Origin of the sequence: Sporosarcina sp. A2, from assembly GCF_050858885.1 — a bacterium.
In the GTDB taxonomy this organism is placed as follows: Bacteria; Bacillota; Bacilli; order Bacillales_A; family Planococcaceae; genus Sporosarcina.
On sequence record NZ_CP193898.1, the window covers coordinates 2,998,459 to 3,022,251 of the forward strand.

The 23,793-nt window shown below is 40.8% G+C and carries 20 protein-coding genes and 2 pseudogenes; 6 read left to right on the plus strand and 16 right to left on the minus strand.

Going from position 1 to position 23,793, the window contains the following annotated elements:
* Window positions 1-24 precede the first annotated feature (24 nt).
* Together ACRPI0_RS15255 and ACRPI0_RS15260 are read left to right on the plus strand one after the other, a co-directional pair.
* Window positions 25-564: an ECF transporter S component gene (locus tag ACRPI0_RS15255; RefSeq protein WP_432353612.1), complete on the plus strand. Its 540-nt coding sequence runs from the start codon at window positions 25-27 to the stop codon at window positions 562-564.
* Window positions 565-681: 117 nt separating this feature from the next.
* The gene (locus ACRPI0_RS15260) at window positions 682-1,071 is read left to right on the plus strand and encodes a hypothetical protein (RefSeq protein ID WP_432353613.1); all 390 of its coding nucleotides are present in this window, start codon (window positions 682-684) and stop codon (window positions 1,069-1,071) included.
* A 44-nt stretch (window positions 1,072-1,115) separates the two neighbouring features.
* Here the strand turns inward: ACRPI0_RS15260 and ACRPI0_RS15265 are convergent.
* From ACRPI0_RS15265 to ACRPI0_RS15285, 5 genes and pseudogenes are all read right to left on the minus strand, one after another.
* Window positions 1,116-1,837 (minus strand): annotated as a pseudogene (locus ACRPI0_RS15265) (AAA family ATPase).
* Between the two features lie 166 nt (window positions 1,838-2,003).
* Window positions 2,004-3,632 carry a hypothetical protein gene (locus ACRPI0_RS15270; RefSeq protein WP_432353614.1) on the minus strand — a complete coding sequence of 543 codons (1,629 nt, stop codon included), beginning with the start codon at window positions 3,630-3,632 and terminating at the stop codon, window positions 2,004-2,006.
* Complete coding sequence (locus tag ACRPI0_RS15275) at window positions 3,625-4,419, minus strand: ABC transporter ATP-binding protein (RefSeq protein ID WP_432353615.1); 795 nt, start codon at window positions 4,417-4,419, stop codon at window positions 3,625-3,627. Before ACRPI0_RS15275 ends, ACRPI0_RS15270 begins: the two co-directional genes overlap by 8 nt.
* Before the next feature lie 149 nt (window positions 4,420-4,568).
* Entirely contained in the window at window positions 4,569-5,063 is a 495-nt protein-coding gene (locus tag ACRPI0_RS15280; protein WP_432353616.1) for a hypothetical protein, read from the minus strand.
* Between the two features lie 114 nt (window positions 5,064-5,177).
* A complete protein-coding gene (locus ACRPI0_RS15285) occupies window positions 5,178-5,684 on the minus strand; it encodes a methylated-DNA--[protein]-cysteine S-methyltransferase (RefSeq protein WP_432353618.1) in 507 nt (168 codons plus the stop codon).
* Window positions 5,685-5,815: 131 nt separating this feature from the next.
* Between ACRPI0_RS15285 and ACRPI0_RS15290 the strand changes: the two genes are divergently transcribed.
* Window positions 5,816-6,157, plus strand: coding sequence for a DUF3889 domain-containing protein (locus ACRPI0_RS15290; RefSeq protein WP_432353619.1), 342 nt, complete (start codon window positions 5,816-5,818; stop codon window positions 6,155-6,157).
* A 147-nt stretch (window positions 6,158-6,304) separates the two neighbouring features.
* On the opposite strand, the gene mqo is transcribed toward ACRPI0_RS15290, so the two are convergent.
* Window positions 6,305-7,852 carry a malate dehydrogenase (quinone) gene (gene mqo / locus ACRPI0_RS15295; RefSeq protein ID WP_432353620.1) on the minus strand — a complete coding sequence of 516 codons (1,548 nt, stop codon included), beginning with the start codon at window positions 7,850-7,852 and terminating at the stop codon, window positions 6,305-6,307.
* Window positions 7,853-8,115: 263 nt separating this feature from the next.
* Window positions 8,116-9,855, minus strand: coding sequence for an ABC transporter ATP-binding protein (locus ACRPI0_RS15300; RefSeq protein WP_432353621.1), 1,740 nt, complete (start codon window positions 9,853-9,855; stop codon window positions 8,116-8,118).
* A 124-nt stretch (window positions 9,856-9,979) separates the two neighbouring features.
* Here ACRPI0_RS15300 and ACRPI0_RS15305 point away from each other — a divergent pair, with 124 nt between their 5' ends.
* Genes ACRPI0_RS15305 through ACRPI0_RS15315 form a run of 3 tightly spaced genes read left to right on the plus strand, consistent with a single transcriptional unit; the run spans window position 9,980 to window position 14,750 of the window.
* Window positions 9,980-11,401, plus strand: coding sequence for an ABC transporter permease (locus tag ACRPI0_RS15305; RefSeq protein WP_432353623.1), 1,422 nt, complete (start codon window positions 9,980-9,982; stop codon window positions 11,399-11,401).
* 13 nt (window positions 11,402-11,414) lie between these two features.
* Window positions 11,415-12,911, plus strand: a complete 1,497-nt coding sequence (locus ACRPI0_RS15310; protein ID WP_432353626.1) for an ABC transporter permease — start codon at window positions 11,415-11,417, stop codon at window positions 12,909-12,911.
* A 27-nt stretch (window positions 12,912-12,938) separates the two neighbouring features.
* Window positions 12,939-14,750 (plus strand): ABC transporter substrate-binding protein, encoded by a 1,812-nt coding sequence (locus tag ACRPI0_RS15315; protein WP_432353630.1) that lies wholly within the window; start codon window positions 12,939-12,941, stop codon window positions 14,748-14,750.
* A 130-nt stretch (window positions 14,751-14,880) separates the two neighbouring features.
* Here ACRPI0_RS15315 and ACRPI0_RS15320 read toward each other — a convergent pair whose 3' ends face one another.
* From ACRPI0_RS15320 to ACRPI0_RS15360, 9 genes and pseudogenes are all read right to left on the minus strand, one after another.
* Complete coding sequence (locus tag ACRPI0_RS15320; RefSeq protein ID WP_432353631.1) at window positions 14,881-15,648, minus strand: 3-hydroxybutyrate dehydrogenase; 768 nt, start codon at window positions 15,646-15,648, stop codon at window positions 14,881-14,883.
* 17 nt (window positions 15,649-15,665) lie between these two features.
* Window positions 15,666-16,250: an SDR family NAD(P)-dependent oxidoreductase gene (locus ACRPI0_RS15325; RefSeq protein ID WP_432353632.1), complete on the minus strand. Its 585-nt coding sequence runs from the start codon at window positions 16,248-16,250 to the stop codon at window positions 15,666-15,668.
* Window positions 16,244-16,867, minus strand: a pseudogene (locus ACRPI0_RS15330) (GntP family permease); the annotation flags it as partial. The pseudogene ACRPI0_RS15330 and the gene ACRPI0_RS15325, both read right to left, overlap by 7 nt.
* 224 nt (window positions 16,868-17,091) lie before the next feature.
* Entirely contained in the window at window positions 17,092-18,087 is a 996-nt protein-coding gene (locus ACRPI0_RS15335; RefSeq protein ID WP_432353634.1) for a LacI family DNA-binding transcriptional regulator, read from the minus strand.
* A 388-nt stretch (window positions 18,088-18,475) separates the two neighbouring features.
* Window positions 18,476-19,090: a TerD family protein gene (locus ACRPI0_RS15340; RefSeq protein WP_432353635.1), complete on the minus strand. Its 615-nt coding sequence runs from the start codon at window positions 19,088-19,090 to the stop codon at window positions 18,476-18,478.
* Between the two features lie 18 nt (window positions 19,091-19,108).
* Window positions 19,109-20,173 (minus strand): toxic anion resistance protein, encoded by a 1,065-nt coding sequence (locus tag ACRPI0_RS15345; RefSeq protein WP_432353636.1) that lies wholly within the window; start codon window positions 20,171-20,173, stop codon window positions 19,109-19,111.
* Window positions 20,174-20,177: 4 nt separating this feature from the next.
* Window positions 20,178-21,806, minus strand: coding sequence for a YceG family protein (locus ACRPI0_RS15350; protein WP_432353637.1), 1,629 nt, complete (start codon window positions 21,804-21,806; stop codon window positions 20,178-20,180).
* 67 nt (window positions 21,807-21,873) lie between these two features.
* Complete coding sequence (locus ACRPI0_RS15355) at window positions 21,874-22,668, minus strand: HAD family hydrolase (protein ID WP_432353639.1); 795 nt, start codon at window positions 22,666-22,668, stop codon at window positions 21,874-21,876.
* On the minus strand, window positions 22,665-23,780 hold the full coding sequence (locus ACRPI0_RS15360; RefSeq protein ID WP_432353641.1) for a cysteine protease StiP family protein: 1,116 nt from the start codon (window positions 23,778-23,780) through the stop codon (window positions 22,665-22,667). The genes ACRPI0_RS15355 and ACRPI0_RS15360 overlap by 4 nt, the downstream gene beginning before the upstream one ends.
* Window positions 23,781-23,793: the final 13 nt, after the last annotated feature.

The following is a 23,793-nucleotide window of genomic DNA, read 5'->3' on the forward strand; positions in this document are numbered from 1 at the left end:
GAACTGACGAGGGGGTCATGAACAATGAAAGCTGTTGCGCCGACTACTAAAACGAGAACGAATACGTTTGACATGATTTTATCCGCAATGGGAATTGCACTTGTGTTTGTCGCTACGTTGTTATTGAATATCAAATTGCCAATTACGGCAAACGGAGGACTCGTTCACCTCGGTACAGGAATGCTCTTTATCTTCTCCATTTTGTTCGGGCCGAAAAAAGGTGCGATTGCAGGGTCACTCGGAATGGGTTTGTTTGACCTAGTCTCGGGATGGACACTCTGGGCACCTATTAGTTTTGTCGCGCGGGGACTCCAAGGCTATCTAGTCGGAAAAATCGCATGGTCTTATGGACGTAAGGGGAACAGCACAACGTTCAACGTCATTGCTATGACGGTTTCGGTGCCTGTAATGCTGGTTGGCTATTATGTAGGAGAAAGTATTATTTTCAAAAGCTGGGCAGTTCCACTCGCTTCGATTCCTGGAAACCTTGTTCAAAACGCAGTAGGTATTGCAATTGCCATACCTGTTTGTGTGCTGCTTAAGAAAGTCGCAGTGTTTAAATAGACCACTACAAGCCAAGTTCCGATTCAATCGGAACTTGGCCTTTTAATTGGAATAACGGGAACCTTATAATCTAGCCAACGTATTAGTAGAAACAATTTATGAAAGAAGGGTTTCTATTTGAAGAAAAAGCATAGATGGGACTTCACGTATGTTGTACTCATTTTGTTAATCGGCCTTGGGATATATAACGCAATGCATCACCCAATGGATTATGAAGACGTAGATCCTTCTACTATGCCTGATCACGTACAGCGGGGTCTTAAGCCAAGTCATAAAGCGTTCAGTACATATCAACATGGTGAACATACCTACATCGTGTATCACTTGAATGAGCCAAACTCCTACACCACAATAGATCTCAACGCACAAAAACGGTTCAGTCAACCAGTTATTACTGCTACTATCACTCATGCCGTAGACGATCCACTTGTAGAAAGTGAAAAAGCTATCAAATTGAAAGCGCATGGCAACAAGGAATTAGAATTTCAAGTAGTTGATAAGCGTTGAAGAATTACAGAAAGCAGTCTACAGTAGAACACCTCAAACGTTTGTCAATCTTCAAATAGCTCTTTTAAAAACTTTTCCCGGTGGTCCAAGAAATACTTGGTCACTTGGTAATGATGAGTCTGTTTATAGTCAATTGCACGGATTTCTCCTTCATCGAAGCTTAGAATCGATGCATCCGGGTAGCCTAGAAGAATAGGAGAATGAGTAGCAATAATAAATTGACAATTTTCCTCTTCTATAAGCTCATGGATAATACGTAAAAATGTTAATTGGCGCTGGGGGGATAAAGCCGCTTCTGGCTCATCCAACAAATAAAGTGCTCTGCCGTCAAAGCGATTTAGGAATAAGGACAAAAAGATTCACCGTGAGATTGGTGATGCAAGGATTTCCCACCATAGGTATCATACGAACCCGTCGGCTCTGCTGCAATTCGGTCCACGTGGGATGCAAATTGATAAAATGATGCCGCTCGTAAGAAAATACCATTTGTCACTTTGGGCATCCATGATAATCGTATATAATCCGAAAGATCGCTCCCCGCTGCGTCCACTTCATACTGATTGTTACGCCCCCCACCCGCGGGATTAAACCCGCACACGTCTGCGATCCCTTCAAGTAACGTTGACTTTCCCGACCCATTTTCTCCAACAAAATATGTGACTGGATTCGTTAATTTTAGTTCACCCAACGACTGTACAACCGGTATGGTGAAAGGATATCCCTCTTTCCGTTTTTCATTTAGCAGTGTAATCTTTTTTAAAAACACTCTAGCACTTCCTTCCTTTAACGATTGTCTGCCCACTTTGACATACAGGCCTCTCCTTTTCCTAATTACGAAGTTAGTAAAAAAAGTTCCGACAGACGTGAGATCCTTGCTACTATACTGAAAAAAAGACTTACTGTGGCAATTGCCAAGTAGGTCTATTTTATATTTATGCGTACTTAGGCTTAATCGGAAGCAACATCTTCCAACCCACCAGACTTCCAACTACAATCACGACTAAATATATCGGAGTTCCATATGGGATCTTAGACATCAGGATATGAATACCGACAAAAACTCCGATGAGTAGCATGAAGATAATCTGTTTTGCTGTCCCTGATTGAACAGACTCACCCATTGGAAGTGAAAACGGGTATGTACCTTTAGCGCCTACCGCATAACAGATTACTGCATAGAGGACAGCTGAAAACAAGATGATAACGAGATCAGGAACAATACGCCAGCCGAATAGTACAGTGAATATAACTGCCTGCAGGATATACACTGGTAAAAACAACTGAGCCAAGCTCGCTTTTAAAGCAGCGCGTTTCAGACGTGACACACTTGTTATCGGAGAGACTGCATAGATCCACGCCCCTTTGAATTTACCCGAATAACTCAACATGATTACAAGTGGGGCAATGATGATAAATCCGAAGTAAATCATGAAATACGTGTTGGAGTTTATCAAGCCTTTCCATGTTCCATCAGACAAAAAAATATATAAGAATAAGAAGGGCGCCACAAAGCCGATGCCTAACGATGGATACACTTTCAGTTTGAAATCACGCTCACGTTTCATCAGTTGCCAGGAAAACCGGAAGCTTGCGCGCTCTTCCTTATCTCTGCAAAGTACTAACTCCCAGAATTTCATTGTCAAGGCACGTTGTTGTTTTCCACCTCTTGCTTCTGACATTAACTTCTGAAGGTCACGTTCAAACAACGGCATTTTACGGATGTACATCCAAATCGCGAAAACGGGAATGATAACAGCAGTTATCGAGAGCATTGTGAGTGGTTGACTTGTATTACCTCCAAGTAACCACTCAAAAGGTGCCGCAAACCATAGTGGTGGTATAAGGAAATGCCACCAGCTGAACTCATACGAAATGGTTATACCCACGAAGTCAAACGAGCGTATCAAAACTTGATAACCAACAAAAACACCGACTGACAATAGGATTTGTACGTAATTGATCATATCTTTCAGTCGTTCACCATCGAAAACACGTAGCATAACCATGTATGTAATCGCAGTAAGCGCAATAATGAGCAGCATCAGAAAAATCATCATCACAAGGAACAATAAGAAGAACGAAATCCCTTTAGATACCAGGATTACGATAGAAGGAATACCGAGTAATGATAGCGCGATCAGTGTCATGTAAATACTGATATGGACGAGCTTAGCAGCATTAAGCGTTCTATCATCTACTGGTGCAGCAGCTAGCAGAATACGATCCCTTACATCCAGTAGCACGCTAGAAAAGTCTGCAATAAGCGACGTCATAATCATGAACATCGCAATTCCGAATACGATCCCCATCTGAAGCATCACGCTGTCACCAAAGAACAGGAAAGGGATTGTTGCCAGACCGTATAGCACATACAACCCAAGTGATTTTAGAAACTGGTTGCCTTCTTTCAGCTTCGTTTGTGAAAACACAACAGGGATGCGCCGTTCATCCATTGTCAGTTTCAGCCCGACAATTGTCCGCATTGAAGGATAATCAATCCCAAACACTTGGAAGAGTCCTTTAAACAAGTCAACCACACGCAGCGAACGGAAATTATCCATCCGTTTCACCACCCGTTACAAGCTCTACAAAACGCTTAGCCGTTTGCTGGTGTTCATTAAAACCTGTCAGCTGATTAAATAACATTTCCAGAGATCCCGCTTCACCTTGACCTTTTAATTCATCAAATGACCCATCAGCTGCAATTTTCCCATTGTATAGGAGCACAATACGATTACTGATTTTCTCTACTACATCCATTATGTGTGAAGAGTAAAAAATCGTTTTGCCACTCGCTGCAAGCATCTCCAAAATATCTTTAACGACCATGACACTATTGGCATCGAGTCCACTCAAGGGTTCATCCAAAAATAAAATATCAGGATCATGTAGTAAACTTGAAATGATCAGCACCTTTTGCTTCATCCCTTTAGAGAAGGAGGAAATCCGTGTATGTAGGACATCTTCCAACCCTAGTTCAGTCATGAGCTGCTTGGCTTTTTGTTCCACGACTGTTCTATTCATCCCATACAGTTCACCCACGAACGTCAGATATTCCATTGGGGTTAGCGTATCGTAGATCTCCGCATTCTCCGGCACGTAACCTATCCTACGTTTAACGTCCTGGTCTTCGTTACGTAAATCATTTCCGAAGATTTCCACGGTCCCTTTGTAATCTTGAAGCAGTCCAAGCAAGATTTTCAACGTGGTACTTTTACCAGTACCATTCGGTCCAATATAGCCGATGATCTGCCCTCGATATACGTCTAGTGAAATTCCATCTAAAACACGTTTCCCCGGGAATTCCATCGTGAGGTCCCGAATTGAAATAATTGGTTCTGCTTGCATCTAGTATTTCCCCCAAACCGCTCTATTTGTTCAAGCGTAACAAGATTCCAGGGAAATTCCAATGTCTTTTTTGAATAACGATGTATATCCTTACAATTTACAGGGTGGCTTTGCAATGAACAACTTACAGGAGTGGTATCTCATTCAAACTATTTACAGTAGCTGATTGTGTTGGTTAGAACGCTAGGACCGAGCTTATCTGTTTTGGTATTCGAGAGACGCACCTGTACTTCTACGTTTTTCATTTCCGCGGTGATTAAGTCAAATCTTCCTGCCCAGCTTGGACTCCCCACCTCAGGAGTAGGATAAAGCTTAAATCGCCAGCTAATTTCTTCAGGTATATACGCAAATCCTTCATAGCTATCGTAATCTCCATAAGAGGAAGGCTCAGGCAGATGTACAGCAAGTATACTGATATTTGTTCGTGCAAAACTGGGCGGATTTAATTGTACTTTGTACACGAGTGCTACACCCTTTGCGTTTTTTAGTTTTTTATCCACGGGCTCCAAAATCAGACTACATGGCTCTGGTATCGCTTTTTCTTCATTTAACGCTTGTACCTCTGGTGGGTTTTCAAAGGATACAACGAATATGGCAGATAAACTCAATAGCAGTAGCAAAAGGAATACGTAACGGGTTTTCATTTTAATACACCTACCTAACTTTAAAGGTAGTATCACCCTAGGTGTTGACCCTATTCGTATTCAATGTACACCAACATGAATTGACTTCAATCGAATTCGCGCTACTAAAAGCAATTACTTATGTTTTTTTTCATGCGCGAGCAGCCATTCTTTCCTCCACAAGCCACCTGCGTAACCTGTCAACGTACCGTTCGATCCGATAATCCGATGGCAAGGGATGATAATGCTGAGCTTATTTTTTCCATTAGCCGTACCTACTGCGCGCACTGCTTTTTCGTTACCGATCGAACACGCGATATCTCGATAAGATGCGGTTTGTGCATAAGGAATATCTGTTAGTGCTTGCCAGACGTTTCGTCTGAATTCGGTTCCTTCATTCCTATAAGGAACCGTAAACTCCTTACGAGTCCCATTAAAATATTCATCCAGCTCGTTATAGCAGTCCTTAACTACTTGAAAAGTCGCATCCGTTATTCCATTTTCTACAGCTTCTGAATCCAAAAACAAAATCGATATAATTGCTTTTTTAGTTCCCACTATTTCAATCACACCAACTGGCGATTGATACTCTGCTCTTGACGTGTCAGCGCTAAGATTCTCTCGATGGATTAATGGTTCCATAATGATCACACCCTCCCCGTACTTCATTTTCTTTAGTGTACCGAAAAAGAAAACTTGACGCTACTTCACAGATGTACGCCCTGTATAAGTCAAACAAAAAAACGCATCCTATCCAAAAGGAGAGATGCGTTTTGATAATTAAAATTGCAATTGCAATTGGACTGTTTATTGCTTCTTATTCACCTCATGAACAGATTACAGAAGTGGTTCAAAACGAAACTCCCACCTATGCGAAATGGTCACGGTTAGCCATTAAACAAACGCAAACGAACTATCCACAGGCTAGTGTCATTGACTATTTGTATATGGGCAGCACACAGAATAGTAGTTCCACTGTCGCTACGTTCAGGCTATGGTTGCGTGAAGGTGAACGGGAATATGGAGTTGTCGTGAGAGTAACGTACGTAACAGAAACAGACAAGCTAGAGAGCGTAAAATTCCATGAAATTATTCCTCCTGGAGAAACTCATTAATAGGAGTGATGTGCAAAAATAGAGACGATCATTTTACTGACTAGCAGTTACATACTAGGAGCATCGCGGACTCCTGTATACGTTTATTTAAAAACCCCCTAACTCGTCGTTATGAGTTAGGGGGTAACTTATCGTGACTTGGAGTTTTTAGTTTTCTTCTTGCAAAACTTCCGGTACTATGCCAGTTGATGAAGTTTCAATAACTGCTAGTTCTTCATCAAGCTTAAGTGATGCTGCAGTTGCTGCCTTCACATTATGAAGCATTTCCGGATTTTCCACCAATGCAGTACCGTATGATGGAATCATCTCTTTGAACTTCGTTTCCCAGTCCTTTTTGCGCTCTGGGAAACAAGTATTAAGCAGATTAATCATAACGTGAACGGCTGTGGATGCTCCTGGAGACGCACCGAGTAATGCAGCAATCGAGCCATCCGCCGCGTTGACCAATTCAGTTCCGAATTGTAGCGTACCTTTACCGCTACCTTCCGTTTCTTTAATGACTTGTACGCGCTGACCTGCAACAACAACATCCCACTCATCAACCTTAGCATTCGGAATGAACTCACGTAATTCCTCAACTTGTTGTTCTTTTGATAGCATGAGCTGTTGAATAAGATATTTCGTCAACGACATCTCTTTCACACCGGCAGATAACATATTCACAACGTTATTCGGCTTTACAGATGAGAGTAAGTCCATCATTGAGCCCGTCTTCAAAAACTTCGGCGAGAAGCCAGCAAACGGTCCGAATAGTAAGGATCTTTCGTTATCGATATACCGCGTATCCAAGTGAGGCACAGACATTGGTGGAGCACCAACAGATGCCTTACCATATACTTTTGCATAGTGCTTTTCTGCAACCTTTGGATTGTTACATACTAAAAACAGACCACTAACTGGGAATCCACCAATTCCTTTACCTTCAGGAATACCTGACTTTTGTAGCAAGTGAAGACTACCACCGCCGCCACCGATGAATACAAACTTCGCAGTGTGACGTTCCGTTTCACCACTTATCAAATTGCGTACTTTCAGTTCCCAACGTCCATCACTCTTCTGTTTCAAATCTTCTACACTTCGCTGATATTGAAGATTGACATTTTCACGTTGTAGATGGTCGAATAACATATTGGTAAGCGCACCGAAATTGACATCCGTACCTGCATCAATTTTAGAAACTGCCATCGGCTCAGTAGAAGTCCGATCTTCCATCATTACAGGAACCCATTGTTTTAACGTCTCGAGATTTTCTGTATACTCCATGTCTTGGAATAGTGGATTTTGCTTCATTGTTTCATAACGTTTCTTTAAAAACGTCACATTGTCTTTGCCATGTACATAACTCATATGTGGAAGTGGACGAATAAAGTTTTCAGGATTTTGAATTCTGCCGTTTTCTACTAAAAACGACCAAAATTGCTTAGATACTTGAAACTGTTCATTGATTTTAATCGCTTTACTAATATCAATGGAACCGTCTGCCTTTTCCGTTGTATAGTTCAGTTCGCACAATGCCGCGTGTCCTGTTCCTGCATTGTTCCATTCATTCGAACTCTCTTCTCCTGCACGGTTAAGCTTTTCAAACATAGTAATATTCATCTCAGGAGCTACCTCTTTCAGCATTGCTCCAAGCGTGGCACTCATAATGCCGGCACCAATCAAAATAACGTCTGTATTCGTATCTCTGTTGCTCATTTGACCCATCCTTATATACTGAATTTGCAAAAAAGATGGAGGCCACTTCCCTCAAAACACCTTTTTTGTCTCGCTCAATCTTGTCCAAATCTATACAGTTCAATTGATTAATAAATAAACGTGCTTTACCTTCCCAATTATAGACTAATTCTAAGAGATACAAAAGTGAGATGTTTTGAATAGATACAAAACTTTCATTGAATGAAATAAAACCCCACAAGTCGTCCAATCCATCAGACGGTTTGTGGGGTTTATTTGTCCCTTCACTCTATCTCCCTAGCCACCCAATGTCCCTCTGCTACTTCTACCAGTTCTGTATTTTCCACATTAAACTTCCTATCTGCTTCATCCACTATGTTAAGCTGTCGGTGTTTGTTTGCACCCACCCTAGGGTCAGGAATTGGTATTGCGGATAAAAGAGACTTCGTATAGGGATGTAGTGGGTTATTATACAACTCCTCGCTTTCCGCTAACTCGACGATTTTCCCTGCATACATGACTGCAACCCGATCACTAATATGCTTTACCATCGATAAGTCATGGGCTATGAATAAGTAAGTGAGGCCCAGTTCGTGCTGTAGATCTTCAAGGAGTTTTACAATCTGCGTTTGAATAGATACATCAAGTGCAGACAATGGTTCGTCACAGACGATGAAATCGGGCTCTACTGCCAAAGCTCTTGCAATTCCGATTCTTTGACGCTGTCCGCCAGAGAATTCATGAGGATAACGCATGGCATGCTCAGGTTCTAGACCGACCATCTTTAGTAGCTCCTCCACTCTTTCTTTTCGCTCTGTTTTATTTTTACTCATCCGATGAATATCTAATGCTTGCCCGATAATATCGAGTACTTTGAAACGCGGATTCAAGGAGGAATATGGATCTTGGAAAATCATTTGCATATGCCTTCTCATACTCTTCATTTCTTTTGAAGAAAACCGATTAATGGCCATCCCTTGGTATAACACTTCTCCACCTGTTGGTTCGTCCAATCTCAATATAGCTCGACCCGTTGTAGACTTCCCAGATCCTGATTCTCCCACAAGACCTAATGTTTCGCCGGGTCGAATGTAAAAACTAATATCGTCAACTGCCTTAGTCAGTCCCTTTTTACTACTATTGAAGTGTTGTTTAAGAGAATTTACTTGAATAAGGGGAACCGTTTTGTCAATTCCTTTGGGAAGTTGAGATACACGTTTCTCCTTTTTCTTTTCGTCCAGTCTAGGCATGGCATTCAATAGCTTTTTTGTATATGGATGTTTTGGGCTTTCAAACACCTCAAGCGTTGTTCCAGTTTCAATAACTTCCCCTTTCTTCATGACCACGACACGATCACACATTTCCGCAACTACCCCTAAATCATGTGTAATCAAAATAATAGATGTACCGAAACGTTGTTGAATATTCTTCATAAGATCCAAAATTTGAGCTTGAATGGTTACATCTAATGCCGTTGTAGGCTCATCTGCAATAAGAAGCGCTGGTTTACAAGCAAGCGCAATTGCAATCATGACACGTTGACGCATGCCTCCTGAAAACTCATGGGGATATTGGTTATAGCGAACTTCACTTTCCTCAATGCCCACCGTCTTTAACAATTCGATTGTTTCTTTCTTGGCTTCTACTTTTGATACCTTCATATGTTTCATGATACTTTCGCATATTTGTTTTCCGATTCTTTTAGTTGGGTTTAAAGAAGTCATTGGATCTTGAAAAATCATACCAATCCCTTTCCCCCTAATGCCTTCCATTTCTTTTTCCGTCTTTAAGTTCAAGTTTTCTCCTTGAAATTCAATAATTCCCTCTTTCATATAGGAAGGTGGTGATGGCAACAAACGCATGATGGATCTTGCAGTTACGCTTTTTCCACTACCAGATTCCCCCACTATACCAAGGGTTTCTCCTTGATTCACCTCGAAACTCACACCACGAACTGCATTAAAATCTTCATCCCTCATTGTAAAAGAAACGTGTAGATCTTTTACTTTTAAAATAGGCTTCACAGGAAATCCCCCCTCTTTTGTCATCATTGGTGAATCTTTAGAATATAATTGACAACCTATATCTACTTGACTATAGTCTAGTATACCGATCGGAATTAAACAATATAAAAGGTGGTGGATTAATTTGGCGTACACTATTGCTTCACTTCTTCAAAAGTCTTACAAAGAGGCTCAAGGAAAAACAGTCGTTCAAGTTCTGTTAGTTCTTGCGGGGCTTCCCGTTCATCTAGTCATATATTTTATTTACTTGATTAGAAAAAAAGACCAAACCCACGATACTGTCTCAAATAATATAAGTTTGGAACTGTCAGATAAACAATTATCTGATCAATGGCATTCTGACTATTTAGATCAACTCGTTCGAAAACGGACCTTCTTTCAGGAGAACGTTAGCGATAAAGAATTACATAGAACGGCGGGAAAACTAGTGGAAGATAGGAAAAAAGAAGAAATCGTGCGGCGCACTGACGATCATTTCACTCGGAACGGAATACAGAAAGAAACGTATTTAATTTACTTTCAATCCCTATTAGAACGCCGCTACTTTTTACTTTTCACCTTACTTCCTGGTGTTCTTATGTACGCAATCCTATTGCTGATCAGCACTCCTTTTCTAACCTATATCGTAGAAAGACTTATACAAAGTGTGCTTGTCATTATTGGAGTCGCAGTGTTGGTATTTACGATTCTCTATATCTCGCCATTCGATCCCGCCTCCAATATTCTTGGGGAATCGGCGACACAGGAACAGATTACAGCGTTCAACCAATTACATGGTCTAGATCTATCCTATTGGCATCAACTATGGAATGCGCTAAAAGGAATCGCTACATTCGATCTGGGTTCTTCATTTGCGGGTAATGAAGATGTTGCTACGAGCATCGCCAAAAAGTTTCCGGTTACGTTAACGATTGCGTTGTTCTCGGTCATTATGGCAATTGTCATAGCCATTCCAGTTGGTATCCTTTCCGCAACCCGACCGAATTCGTTTCTGGATTATTCATTCATGTTCATTGCCTTGATCGGCTTATCGATTCCGAACTTCTGGCAAGGTCTTATATTCATTCTAAATTTCTCCATTAAGCTCAACTGGTTACCTGCTACGTATAGTCCCAGCAATCACCTATCGATGATTATGCCTGTCGTAGTTCTTGGAACTGCGCTTACAGCTTCTATTGCGAGAATGATGCGGTCGTCACTACTTGAAATTATTCACGAAGACTACATCATCACAGCGCGAGCAAAAGGATTATCCAAAAGTCAGATGTTATGGAAGCATGCTGTTGGAAATGCAATGATTCCCGTCATCACTGTCATCGGGTTGTTGTTTGGGGGCATGCTGGGAGGTGCTGCCGTGACGGAAAAGGTCTTCAATATTAGAGGAATCGGAAGTTACATCGTTGATAAGCAATTCATTCCCGATATTCCCGCTATCATGGGCGGAGTTGTCTATATCGCAATTACAATATCGCTGGTCAATTTACTAATTGATATTTTGTATGCATTCCTAGATCCGCGAATTCGCTCTAAGATAAACCAATCGTAAAGTAGGTGAAAGCATGAAAGATTCCTCAAACAATCGTCATGCATTAGTAATATCTAAAGAATATCCTCAAGCCAATTTCACATGGATTCTCTCGCTAGTGCTTGCAGGAATATTCTTATGGAACAGTTTTTCAACTAAAACGGAAGAGCTGAACCCGTATGTATTCGCCCTGTTCTGCGCATACGCGTTGACATCTGTATTCCAGCTATTCCTCACTAGGAAGATGAAGAAGGATTTGCTCCAAACAGGAGAAATCCGTACAACAACAAGACGTTTAGGCTATGTTCAATTAGTAAGTTTACTGACGGGTAATATTTTTGCAGCAGCTTTTGCTTTTAACTTAATTAATAAAAGGAAGACTCCTGAATACACGGTTGCGGTGTACATGTTGCTGACCCAGATAACTGTCATCGCTATAAGCTCCGTGAATCTATTTAAACCATATGTCAGCGATACGTTCCTAATCGCCATGGGGATCCTTCTACTCATTGCTCTATTTTACCTAGTAGCTCTCATTCTTTCAGTCCATTACGTGCAAGAGTATTCAGCTCCACGGTGGATGTCTCCCCTTGCTATTGTTTTAATGGCCACTGCAGTTACAGGTAACTTATTTGCCTTACTCCTAGGTTGGAGTCTATTCATGAAATCTAGACGCTTCGACTCATCCCGGCTGTTGAAATGGAACGTAATGTGGGAGAAAATCACACGCAATTCTACTGCAGTTCTAGGATTGTTTTTCATTCTACTGATGATTATGATTTCCATCACCAGTCGATTCACGTTCGACTACGCACTTGCTGTAGAGAATAATTACAGTACTATTTTACAATCTCCGAGCCTCGTGTATCCATTCGGAACGGATAACTTTGGACGCGATGTGTTTTCGAGAATTGTGTTCGGTGCGAGGATTTCATTACTCGTGGGGTTTGCATCTACGGTGGTTCCAGGTTTAATTGGTGGGTTCCTTGGTGCAATTGCAGGATATTACAGCACTCGTATCGATAATTGGATTATGCGTTTGCTTGATATCCTATATTCGATTCCCGGTATCTTACTAGCAATCGCAATTATCGCTGCGTTTGGAGCAAATACTGTTAATTTGATAATTGCACTAAGTGTTGGATCCATTCCAACATATGCTCGTACCATGCGTGCGAACGTTCTCATGGTTTCGAACTATGATTTTGTCGATTCTGCAAAGGCGCTAGGCGCATCAGATTTTTCAATACTATTCAAACAAGTCGTGCCGAATTCACTTGCTCCCATGATTGTTAAATCCACTTTAACAATCGGTGGTGCAGTGATTGCGACAAGTAGTTTGAGTTACTTAGGTCTAGGGGTGGAGCCTCATATACCAGAATGGGGAAATATCTTAAAAGTTGGAAGTACGTATCTGGAATCGAATTCGTATCTTGCAATTTTCCCGGGTCTTGCAATTATATTGCTCGTTCTCTCATTCAATTTCTTGGGTGATGGATTGCGGGATGCGCTAGATCCTAAGCTTGACTAACAACTAAAAACTTGGAGGGATTCATCAATGAAAAAGAAATTATTAACATTAACATTACTGCTTGTCCTCGTACTGGCAGGCTGTGTGACAACTAAATCAGAGGTTGAAAGTGAAGGTAAAGACGACGACGGTAAGGGTGGATTGACTGAGAAAGTTCAGATTGAAGTTCTTGGAATGGGATCAGGTGAAGAAGACATAAATATTGTGCGGGACCAGCTCATCAAGAATGGTTTTGATGTCAAACTGAACATTCAACCGGATTATGGAACCTTTACTGCACAAAAAGATGCTGGGAACTTCGATGTTGCCCTTTCTAGCTGGACGACAGTTACCGGTAACCCTGACTATGCCGTTCGAGCATTATTCAAAACTGACGGCGCGAATAGTCTTGTTGAAGATGCTAAGGTGGATGAATTGATTGACAAAGCAAGCAGAGAAACAGCTGAGGAATACACTAAAACATACAAAGAACTTGAACAGCAACTAGTTACAGAAAAGGCTTTCATCGCACCTCTTTATAACTCATTTAAGGCGCAGGGAGTAAACAAAGATGTATTAAATCCAGACACCGTGAGACTTGCAAAGTCTCGCGCGATCGCATGGGAAACTATTGACTTCAAAGATGCGGCAAAACGTACTACTGAGCCTCTTGTGACGCAACAAGCAATCGGAGATTTGACTTCTTTGGATCCCATTAAAGGGAATGATGGTTCGATTAACACCCTCAACACAAATATGTATGTGCGCCTCGTCAACTTAACGGACGAAGATGAAGTCGTATCAGACGGTTCACTTTCTTATAACTATGCAATGGCTGATGGGAATTCAGACTACTACTTCCTCCTCCGCGATGACATTAACTTTGCATCCGTCTCGAATGAGAAAGCAATTGATACTGGGGAACCTGTAGGAGCAGAAGATGTTGTGTTCTCTCTAGACCGCGCAAAAGACAAAGACTCCGTACCAGATCACCGGACGTATAGCTTACACGAACGTATTAAAAGCGCTGAAATCGTTACCGACTTAACAGAGTTGAAGAATACAAAACTATCCGGTAGCGAGAAAACTATTCTAGAGACATTGGAGAATGGTCTTGAGACAAAACTATCCGGAATCGTTGAAAGTAAAACAAAAGCTGACAACAGTAAAGGTAACTATCAAGTGGTTAAAGTAACGACAACTGAACCATTTCCTCAAGTTTTGAATTACTTGGCGCACCAATCAGCTGGAATTGTCTCAGAGAAACAAGTAAAGAGCATAAACACGTATGACGTTGCATCATTTAACGTGGATAAAGACATTCCATATGGAGATCAGCGCACTGTAACTGAAGGTGCAAATTATAACAACCAGCTATATGCCAGCGGACCTTATATTCTCGTGAAGAAAAACGATTATCAGGCAGACTTCGTGAAAAACCCTGGATACCGTAGTGGAAGTGATTTTGACCCTAAGATTTCAAACATAACGGTGCGCTTCATTGAAGACGCAGACAGTGCTTTGTCTGCTTTACGTAATGGTGAAGTCCATCTCTTTAACGGGGTACCGGAAACTAAGTACGACCTCGTTGAAAAAGCTGATAACTTACTTCTGCAAAAGAGCGACAGCAACGCCGTTACCTACTTGCAATTCAATACGGCCGGCCGAGAAGTTTCAGAGAGTGAAAACTTACGTAAAGCTGTATTATTCTCCATCAATCAAGACGAATTTTTGAACTATTACCAAGGCAATAAGAAAAAAGCTTACTCAACGGTTAGCCCACTCGTAGACACAGGAAACGAGCTAGTAGCTGATTCTAGTAAGGTAAAAGAGTTCTTGAAAGCCTATCACAAGGAATAACAGAAACCCGGACGCTAACCTGACTTTCAAGGTTGGCGTCCGGGTTTTACTTTCAGATATATTGTTATTACTCAAGTTCACTACGGCTAGTAATCTTTTCCCTTACTACTTAGCCGCTAAAAGTCATACATTATTGAGCCGTATACCCGCCATCTAGTACGATTGCTTGTCCAGTAATTCCTTTTGCAGATTCGCTCGACATGTACAATGCTAAATCGGTTATTTCCTTAACGTCAATCAATCTTTTCTGTGGGACGAGTGGATATAAAACTTCTTCCAACACTTGCTCCACTTTTATGTTCCTTGTCTTTGCAAGATCATTGAATTGACCTCGGACCAGTTTCGTATCCGCATACCCCGGACAAATTGCATTCACGGTAATGCCATCTGTTGCGGACTCTAATGCCGCCACTTTGGTTAACCCGATTACGCCATGTTTCGCAGAATTATACGCTGCTTTTCCTGCAAAACCGATGACTCCATTAATCGATGCCATGTTGATAATACGTCCAAATTTCTGTTCCTTCATATATGGTAATGCGTGTTTAATAGCAATGAATGGTGCCGTCAACATGACTTTAACTAGTAGCTCGAACTTTTCCGTAGGGAAGTCTTCGATGAATGACACATGCTGCAGTCCTGCATTATTCACGAGAATATCTAATTTGCCATATGTTTTCACAGTAAACTCAATCGCGGCTTGAATGTCTTCTTCTTTCGTGACATCACAGACGATTCCTGAAACGTCCCCACTTAACTGAGCAACTGCTTCATCGATTGCTTCCTGACTAAGATCTGAAAGAACCACTTTTGCCCCAGCTTCAGAAAAAGCTTTGGCTATATCAAACCCGATTCCTCGTGCTGCTCCTGTAACGAATAACACTTTGCCTTCTGCCATTTCTTCATCCCCTTAAGTTAAATTGCTGTCCAGCCACCATCTACTTTAATCGTTTCGCCTGTTACAAAGCCCGTCATATCAGAAGCTAAATAGTGCACAGCCCCCGATATATCCTTTGGCTTTGCCAATCCCTTTAACAAGATCCGCTTTCCTACATCTCGTTTAAATGATTCATCTGTAAACATTTTCGCCGTCAATTTCGTTTCAATGAACGTTGGTGTCACTGCATTGACTGCAATACCGTGTTCTGCCCATTCTACAGCTAATGCTTTCGTCCATTGAACGAGACCGCCTTTGCTCGCACAATAAGCTGCACGCTTATAATACCCGACAAACGCCATTTGCGAAGCAATATTAATAATCTTGCCACTCCTTTGTGCAAGCATTTGACGTGCTGCTATCTGACTGGTGAAAAAAACAGATTTTAAATTCAAATCGAGCACAGTATCCTGGTCTGATTCCGTCACTTCCATCCCGGACTTCGCAATATTTACGCCTGCATTGTTCACTAACACGTCAATCGTTCCGAAAGTGGTCAAAACCGCTTCAATCAATTGCCGGATAACTGGTAACTTACTTAAATCACTCACATCATTATCCATGATTTTAGCCACCAATAACCAAATGAGAATATATAGATTGCCACAAAAAGCGAACTTCCCATTCCGCAAAGGGAGTTGTTCCTAGAAACTCAATCGGTATCCAGTTTGGATTTCAGGTTATCCCACGGATGTCATCGTGAATGTTGTAGAACCGAAAGCTTGTGCGGCGGGTATGAATCGTCTTGGTAGATCTGCTTGCTTGAACAAACTTAACGCCATCGGGTACACCGAGAACGCAACAACAAACAAACTTACACCTCCATATGTTAAAAAGCGCAGGCGATGACTACAGCTAATGCAGTACGTTTCATCCCAATTTCATTGACCATTCATGTTGAAATACTAACCGCCGCACCGCTATCTTCCATGACTTTCGCAAAGAGTGCCCCCGTCAAGTACATCAAATACCACGAGGAAATGAATCCTGTAAAGTCATCCATATAGCTTGTTAAAAAATTCAACGTACCTTCTTCTGCTAGCAGTGGGAATTGTGGGATACCATTTAAAACCGCAATAAACCGGGCAGTGATGGGCGCATCAATGAGAAGGTTCATGCCTTTCATTGTTAAACAGATCAAGATCTTAAGTCCCCCGAAAAGACCGATCATTCCTAACATAATAATTCCCCCAAAATCATTAGTTAGTTTTTCTTGTATCACTCTACTTACAAATATGTCTATATAGTAAGCTGCTCTTTGAGTCAGTTGGCTAAGTCTCTACGAATTATTTCGAAAGCGTAAGTTAAATTCATTTAATTTACTAGACGTTCTTACTTTTGAAAAAGCGTTCATTTAGTTCAATCGAAAAGTACTGTTCAAATTATCCGTTAAATATCAATCCTTTACGTTGTTTTTCTTTCAACTAATCTTCCTTCAACCTCAATCGTATGAACAAGTCCTGTGTAAGAAGTTACTTCAGCTAATAAGTAACTTACTGTCTCCTCAATCATTTCTTCGATTGGTTGCTCCCATGTTGTTAGTTCGTATGCTGGCCAAGATGCCATATCGATATTATCGAATCCTACGACTCTCGTATCTTGTGGAATTCGTACTTCATGTTTACGCAATGCGTCCATAGCACCGAGCGCCATAATATCATTCGCTACAAAAAGCGCAGAAGGTAAGATGCCTTCTTCCAACATAGTCATGGCTGTCTGATATCCTCCTTCATATGTGTAATCCGAGTTGTATATTTTATAGTTAACTTGCTGCTGATCAAGGATTTCACAAAAGCCCTTTTCTCGCTCAATACTCGTTGATGTGTGCTCGTTTCCGGTAATTAGCACGAGCTCTGTCGCACCTTTAGAAAGTAAATACTTAGCAATCGATCGGCTCGCATTTAAATTATTGCAGCATACGGAATGGAACTCTCCTATTCTTGACTTTCTATTAAAAAAGACCAAAGGGATATTATTTTTCTTAAACTCTTCTCCTACCGATAACGACATCGTAGCGTCTGTTACAACTACTCCTGCTACGTTATAATTGAGTAACGTTTCCACGTCTTCTTGTTGAATCTCATCATTATTTGTATAGACAAATAATATACTGTATCCATGGTGTTTAAATATAGAACTAAAACGTTTTAACACTTGTGCGTAAAACGGATTTTGAACTCCCTTCATAACAACACCCATAATTTGGGACTGGTTAGTGATAAGACTTCTTGCGTACACATTTGGGCGATATCCAAGTTCTTTTGCAGCATCCAGGACTCGTTTTCTAGTCTTCTCAGAAACAGAGGCGCCTTCAAAGTAAACTCTAGAAACTGAAGATTGTGATACACCTGCTAGCTTCGCGACGTCATTTGCAGTAATCGTTTCTCTCAGTATACTCATTCCTTTTATGACATTTTTAAATTCGAGTAAATCATTTTCGTTATACCTATATTCTATAATACTATTTTTTTACTTCCCATTACTAGAAGCTTCTAAAGCAAGTGGCTAATAGTTAGAAGCTTTGCTCTGCGCTTTATCACTAATTACTCACAATAGTTATAAATGTACGTTAAGTAGGCTGGATAACCTATACCGTTAGGTAGTCGCATTGCATAGGTTTCTTACTTCCGTGATTATATGTATATACAAAAAAGCCAACCTTCCGCTGTTACGTTCTTCATACGGTTGGTTGGCTTGTTAAGTCCATGGGTTTCTATTCAAGGTGATTTCTTTCCACTACCGTTACACACGTGCTCTAATTTCTAATGTGGTTTCGTATACTTCCAGGTTACTTTGATCCGGCCTTCCAACTCATACCCCAATTATGTGCTTTGTCCATTTGTGCATGGCCTTGGTAATATTCTACGAGTCTTTTGACACTGAATGTCTCGTCATTTTCGTTCTCAATCATAGCAATTGCACACACGATTTGCCCATTACGATGTTCATTGAGCTTGACGACGATCTCTTCTCCCGTACCGTTCGTCAACTTAACAATACCATCCGCCTCTGACCACTTCGCAGCGCCTTCATAGATAAATGCATAGACCAATACACGCTTAATGTCCTTAATATGCACACCGTTAATACGCAGAGTCTCACCTTCCGTTGAAGAGCCTGTACGATCATCGTGATCGAGCTTAATGTAGGGAAGACTCGTTAGAGAACCGAACGCATTCCCTAATGCTTGAACACATCCCTTTTCTCCAGAAGATAATTCATACAAACATCCCAAGTCCAGATCCAGGTTACTCTTGCTACTACCTAATAATGAAGAAAGGAATCCGCCCTTTTTCACACCAGCACCGTTCTGATTCCAATTGAGGTTCACAAGAATTTCGCCCAAATTACTTCCCTTTTTGGAAAGGTTAATGGACTCACCTTTTTTCTTTAACTCAATCATTTGTATACCCCCTGTACTTTATTTACCGTAGTTTTTCATAGTCTCTGTTAATTGTTCAATGCGTTTCATGCCATCAATCCGTGCTCGTTTGTTTTCTTCTTCGATTGCACGTGTTTCATCAAGACCTTTAACAATGGTGTTCCAGCTTTGTTCGATTGTTTCAATCTTAATGCTAGGACCTCCAGCAACACGGGCAATTTCAACACTTTGGTTTGCGATGTTTTGTGAGTTACGAAGCAACATTTCATTTGTTCTTTTATCCAGCTCACTCATAGAATCCGCAACAAGCTTTTGACGCTTCGCAGAGACAGCCTGAATGATTCCGTTTTTAAAGATTGGAATCGTTGTAATGAAAGCAGAGTTGATTTTACCAATCAGCTTCGTATTACCTCTCTGTAAAAGTCTTAGCTGTGGAGCTGTCTGCAACGCAACCATTCGGGCCATTTCTAAATCATAGACACGCTCTTCCAATGACTGAACAGCATTATTGATAGTATCCATCTCCATATTGGCGAGTTGGTCTCCGTTACTTGCTCTTTGCTGTAATTCGTCGAGCTTGCCACGCAGCTCTTCTGCCTTGAGTTGCCCAGCGATTACATACTTCTCTAAAGCCATGTAATAATTGTAGTTTTGATCATACATTTCATCCATATTGGTTGTCGAGCGAATCATTTCGTCTTTATACTTCGAGATTTCAATATGGATTTTCTCTATTTCTTTGCCAATCGTTTGGTACTTCCCGAATACTTTTTCAATCAGCTTGTCTCCACGTTTAAAGATTTTACCTAAAAACCCTTTTTGTTCTTCAAAGTCATTTTTGTCAAACTTATCCATTGTTTTCCCGAGCTGTCTGAGCATTTCTCCTGAATCCGTGACACTTGAAGAACGCATTGAATCTAAAATGCGATCCGCAAATGTTGAGATTTGAACAGCAGGCTCTTTACCGAACTCTAGAAGTTCAATTTGGTTACGGGCATCAATTGTTCGAACCAAGTTTAATACTTCTGGGTCTTGTCGGAGTTCGTTTCGCATAACCTCCGCTTTGTTTTCCGTTAATACTTCCAATTCGTTTGTCTCTTCCATTTCCTCAATCCTTTCCACTGAAAAAGTGATTAAACAGATTCCCCATAATGGACGAATCTTTTTTATGCTCTTGGAATGATAAGTCGAAGACCATATCTTCTAATAAATGATGGTCAAACATTTCAGATGCAATATGTGGCTCGATATCATTATGTCCAGGTGGATTGTACAAAACGATATCAAATCCTATTTCATTCAACACAAGTAGAAGCGTAGCATCTGCTCTGGATAACGTACCATTTTGTTCGGTATTGTATAAAATCACTTTAGGAACTTCTTGAGAATAATCGAATGTTTGCATGAGATTCAACAAGGGTTCTGGTATGTGAATCGATTGTGTAAACATATACAAGCCAACCTGTTCGATAGTTTCACCATGTTGAGGTTTAAGTTTAGGATGGGCGCATGCTCTTGATATAGCAGCTGCGAGTCCTACTTGTAATCCTTCACGGAGTTGAGCATATTGCCACCAATTGCTTGTAATCATTTTTTTTGGATCCAGGCGTCCTTCTTTACCTAAGGCATGTGAATAATGAAACTGATTATTGGATTTCTGTTCTTTCATGAATGGAAATTGCTTCACAGTAAATGCACTTGAATTGCTAGTTAAGCTATGTAGCTTATCCCAGAATTCTTTTCTATTAGAGGAGACTCCAGAAATTTTAGCAAACAATGAAGGGATCTTTATTTCAGTACTACTAGTAGAAAAGTTCGGACGAATGAAGGCTTTCTCTTTAGCTACTAAAAATAATTCATCGTATGTCGTTTTTAACGTAACTGATATAGGTGTGTGCTCCCGGAATTGCCAAGGTTTATAGAACGCTGAACCTTCATGGTGAAGGACCGCGTCGATTTCTTTAGAAGCCCGATACGCAACCGTTCCTTGTCGCTGAGGCTCTTCAACCGGGAATGGATGTATTGGAATCGTTGATGGATATTTCACTATAGTGGTTAATTCATTACTCGGATCAATTTCCTTAAAGTCGTCAGTACCATCAGGTTGGAGAATTACAACATCCATCCCAAGTAGAAGCAGGTAATATAAAAAGTAAGACTGACTTTTATTAAGATGCCCATACCAAACTACGTGTGGCACATCCTCATGTATAGAAACGTCTCTTACCCAAGGATCTATATGGTTCCAAGTCCATTTGATAATATCTAAAAACAATCTTCTGAAGTCAGGATGATTCAAGTGTCCTCCATGAGAATCTTGAAACTTCTTCAGCACTACAATTAATGATTCTCTTATCAGCCTATTGAAGTCTAAGTCTTCCATATACTTCGGTAACAATTGGGCTCCTTCTAAAAATGCAACAAATCGATTGATTGAGAGACTTGGTTGTTCACGAACCAGCTCATAAATTCTTTGCATCGATTGAAAACGCTCTGGTGTTATTGTTTTGTCCAGATTTTCTGATAGGACATAGACAGTTTTGGATTGGCTCATTTTATATAGGTTTATTAAATAATCCGTTTCATCAAAATCCGCACCAAGAACACGAGCGCCTATTCGTTCATAGTAGACGCTTTCATCGTCCAGTTTGAAATTTGGACGTTCTTTGATAGGTGTAACCAGTTTGGAAGACCAGTTTGTATACTCTACAGTCTTCAAAGCAGGTTTTCTAATCATCACGACTCCCCCACAGTTATATAATTTAGAAATAGAAGAGAGTGAGGGGCTGTCGAACGAAAGTGTTTTAGACTGATTGTCTTAGTTTGGCAAGCATTGCTTGTAGTAATTCCTCTGCCGCCAAAACTCCGGTACTTTTTGTGAGTCCCAGATGGCCAAAAGTATTTGCAGCTTCACCATGCCTCGGTATCAATCCAAAGTCAGCGCGTTCAATCATACAGACATCCAAGTAGGAATCCCCTGCAGTACAGATTTCCATTTCCTCTTCCTTTTCAGCTACATACTTTACCGCATCCCATTTATTAATAAAAGAAGGGATGATATATACTTTGCGTCCTTGCATAGAAAGAACCCATCCGTTCATTCTAGCCCATTCCGAAAGATTGGTTAGCCATATCTCAGATATATTGTCGGGCTTAACTAGTAAGTATATGAAGAAGGGATCTACAGTTCTAAGAGACTCAAGCCAAGACGAATCCGCTGTTCGCTCTATCTTACGCTTCATTTCATCAAGTGAAACCGGACTTCCCATCTCTTTTTCTTTGATTTTTTGCTCCCACGTACGATCGACTTCTCCATTTTGGAGGATGACTGCACCATTACATGCAATCACATATTTAGGACAGATTTCTTCTTGAAACAACGAAATTCTTTTATACTGATCCACATTCCTAGTTGTTACAGGAACAAACAACCCTTTTTCATTTATCTCATGTAATAACTTAATCGATGTTTCTGTCATATAAGTTAACTCGTTTCCAGATGAATGCTCAACTGTTCGCACAGGTACTTCAAGCTGTGTAACGTCAAATGAACGATATGAATATATCAGAGTACGATCTAAATCACTGGCAAAGATCATAAATCGGTATCCAATGGTTTAATTAATCCGCAACACGAGTAAGCCATATGATCATAGACTTCCACCTCAACATTTCGCTCTTTCGCCAACTGCAAAATGTGCTTCAGTGATGGATCCTGGTCGTTTCTCACAAGAATTTTCCAAGGAATTCTTCGTAACAAAACTCGAGTCGTTTCCCCAACTCCAGGCTTTATTAGATTAATGTCCTCTATTCCATAGTGATCTTGTATAGAAACAATATCTTGTAACCCTTTCCAAGTCGGTTCTTGCTGATTGTGTTGAAGCTCACGAGTCATTTCTTGGATTTCAGGGACTGCATTTTCAAACTCACGAGTAATGACGTCGATATAATAATTAGAAACGTCTTTCTCCTCTAAGCCAGCATACACTTTTGCACCGTGGAAGTCGTTAACTCCTATCCACTCATCGTTCAGAACTGTGCGACTGACGAGCCCTGAGACGGTAGAATTTAAACAAGCGCTTGGGATGAGGAAGTCTTCTCTCGTTCCATAAAGCGAAGAACAATAGCCAGGATCTGCAAGTACAGCTAAGTCATCACTTAATTGTGTTCCATACTTTTCATTAAAGTGCGCAACAGACTTCGTTAGTTCTTTAGCGATTGCTCCTTTTCCGGTCCACCCATCTACAAATACAAGTTGTTTCGTTGGGTAAGTACGGATCAGATAGTTTAAGGCATTTTCGTCTACTCCGCGTCCTCGTATAATCGAAATACTGTAGTGAGGAACCGAAATATTGTGCATTTCTTTCATGTACCGTTTCATTAAAATCCCGATTGGAGTGCCGGCTCTAGCAAGTGAAACTAATACAATATCTGTCCCTTTTCTTTCAAGAATCAGCTCTGATACCGTCCCTGTTGCACTCGCAACTTTTTCTTTGTAGGTATGTAAGGATTCATGAAAAAGTTCCAGGTAATCACGCGTTGGTTCGTATTCAATCGGCAACATTTCTGAGTAATGAACGCCACTTTGTATCGCTTGTTCTCTCTCATCAAGACTCTTTTCTAACGTAGCTTGTGACAAATCCTTTAATAAGAAAATGACATCATCTGTTGCATAGCTGCCTTTAAGAGTTTGCACATTCTGATCTACCATATTTTCACTCCTT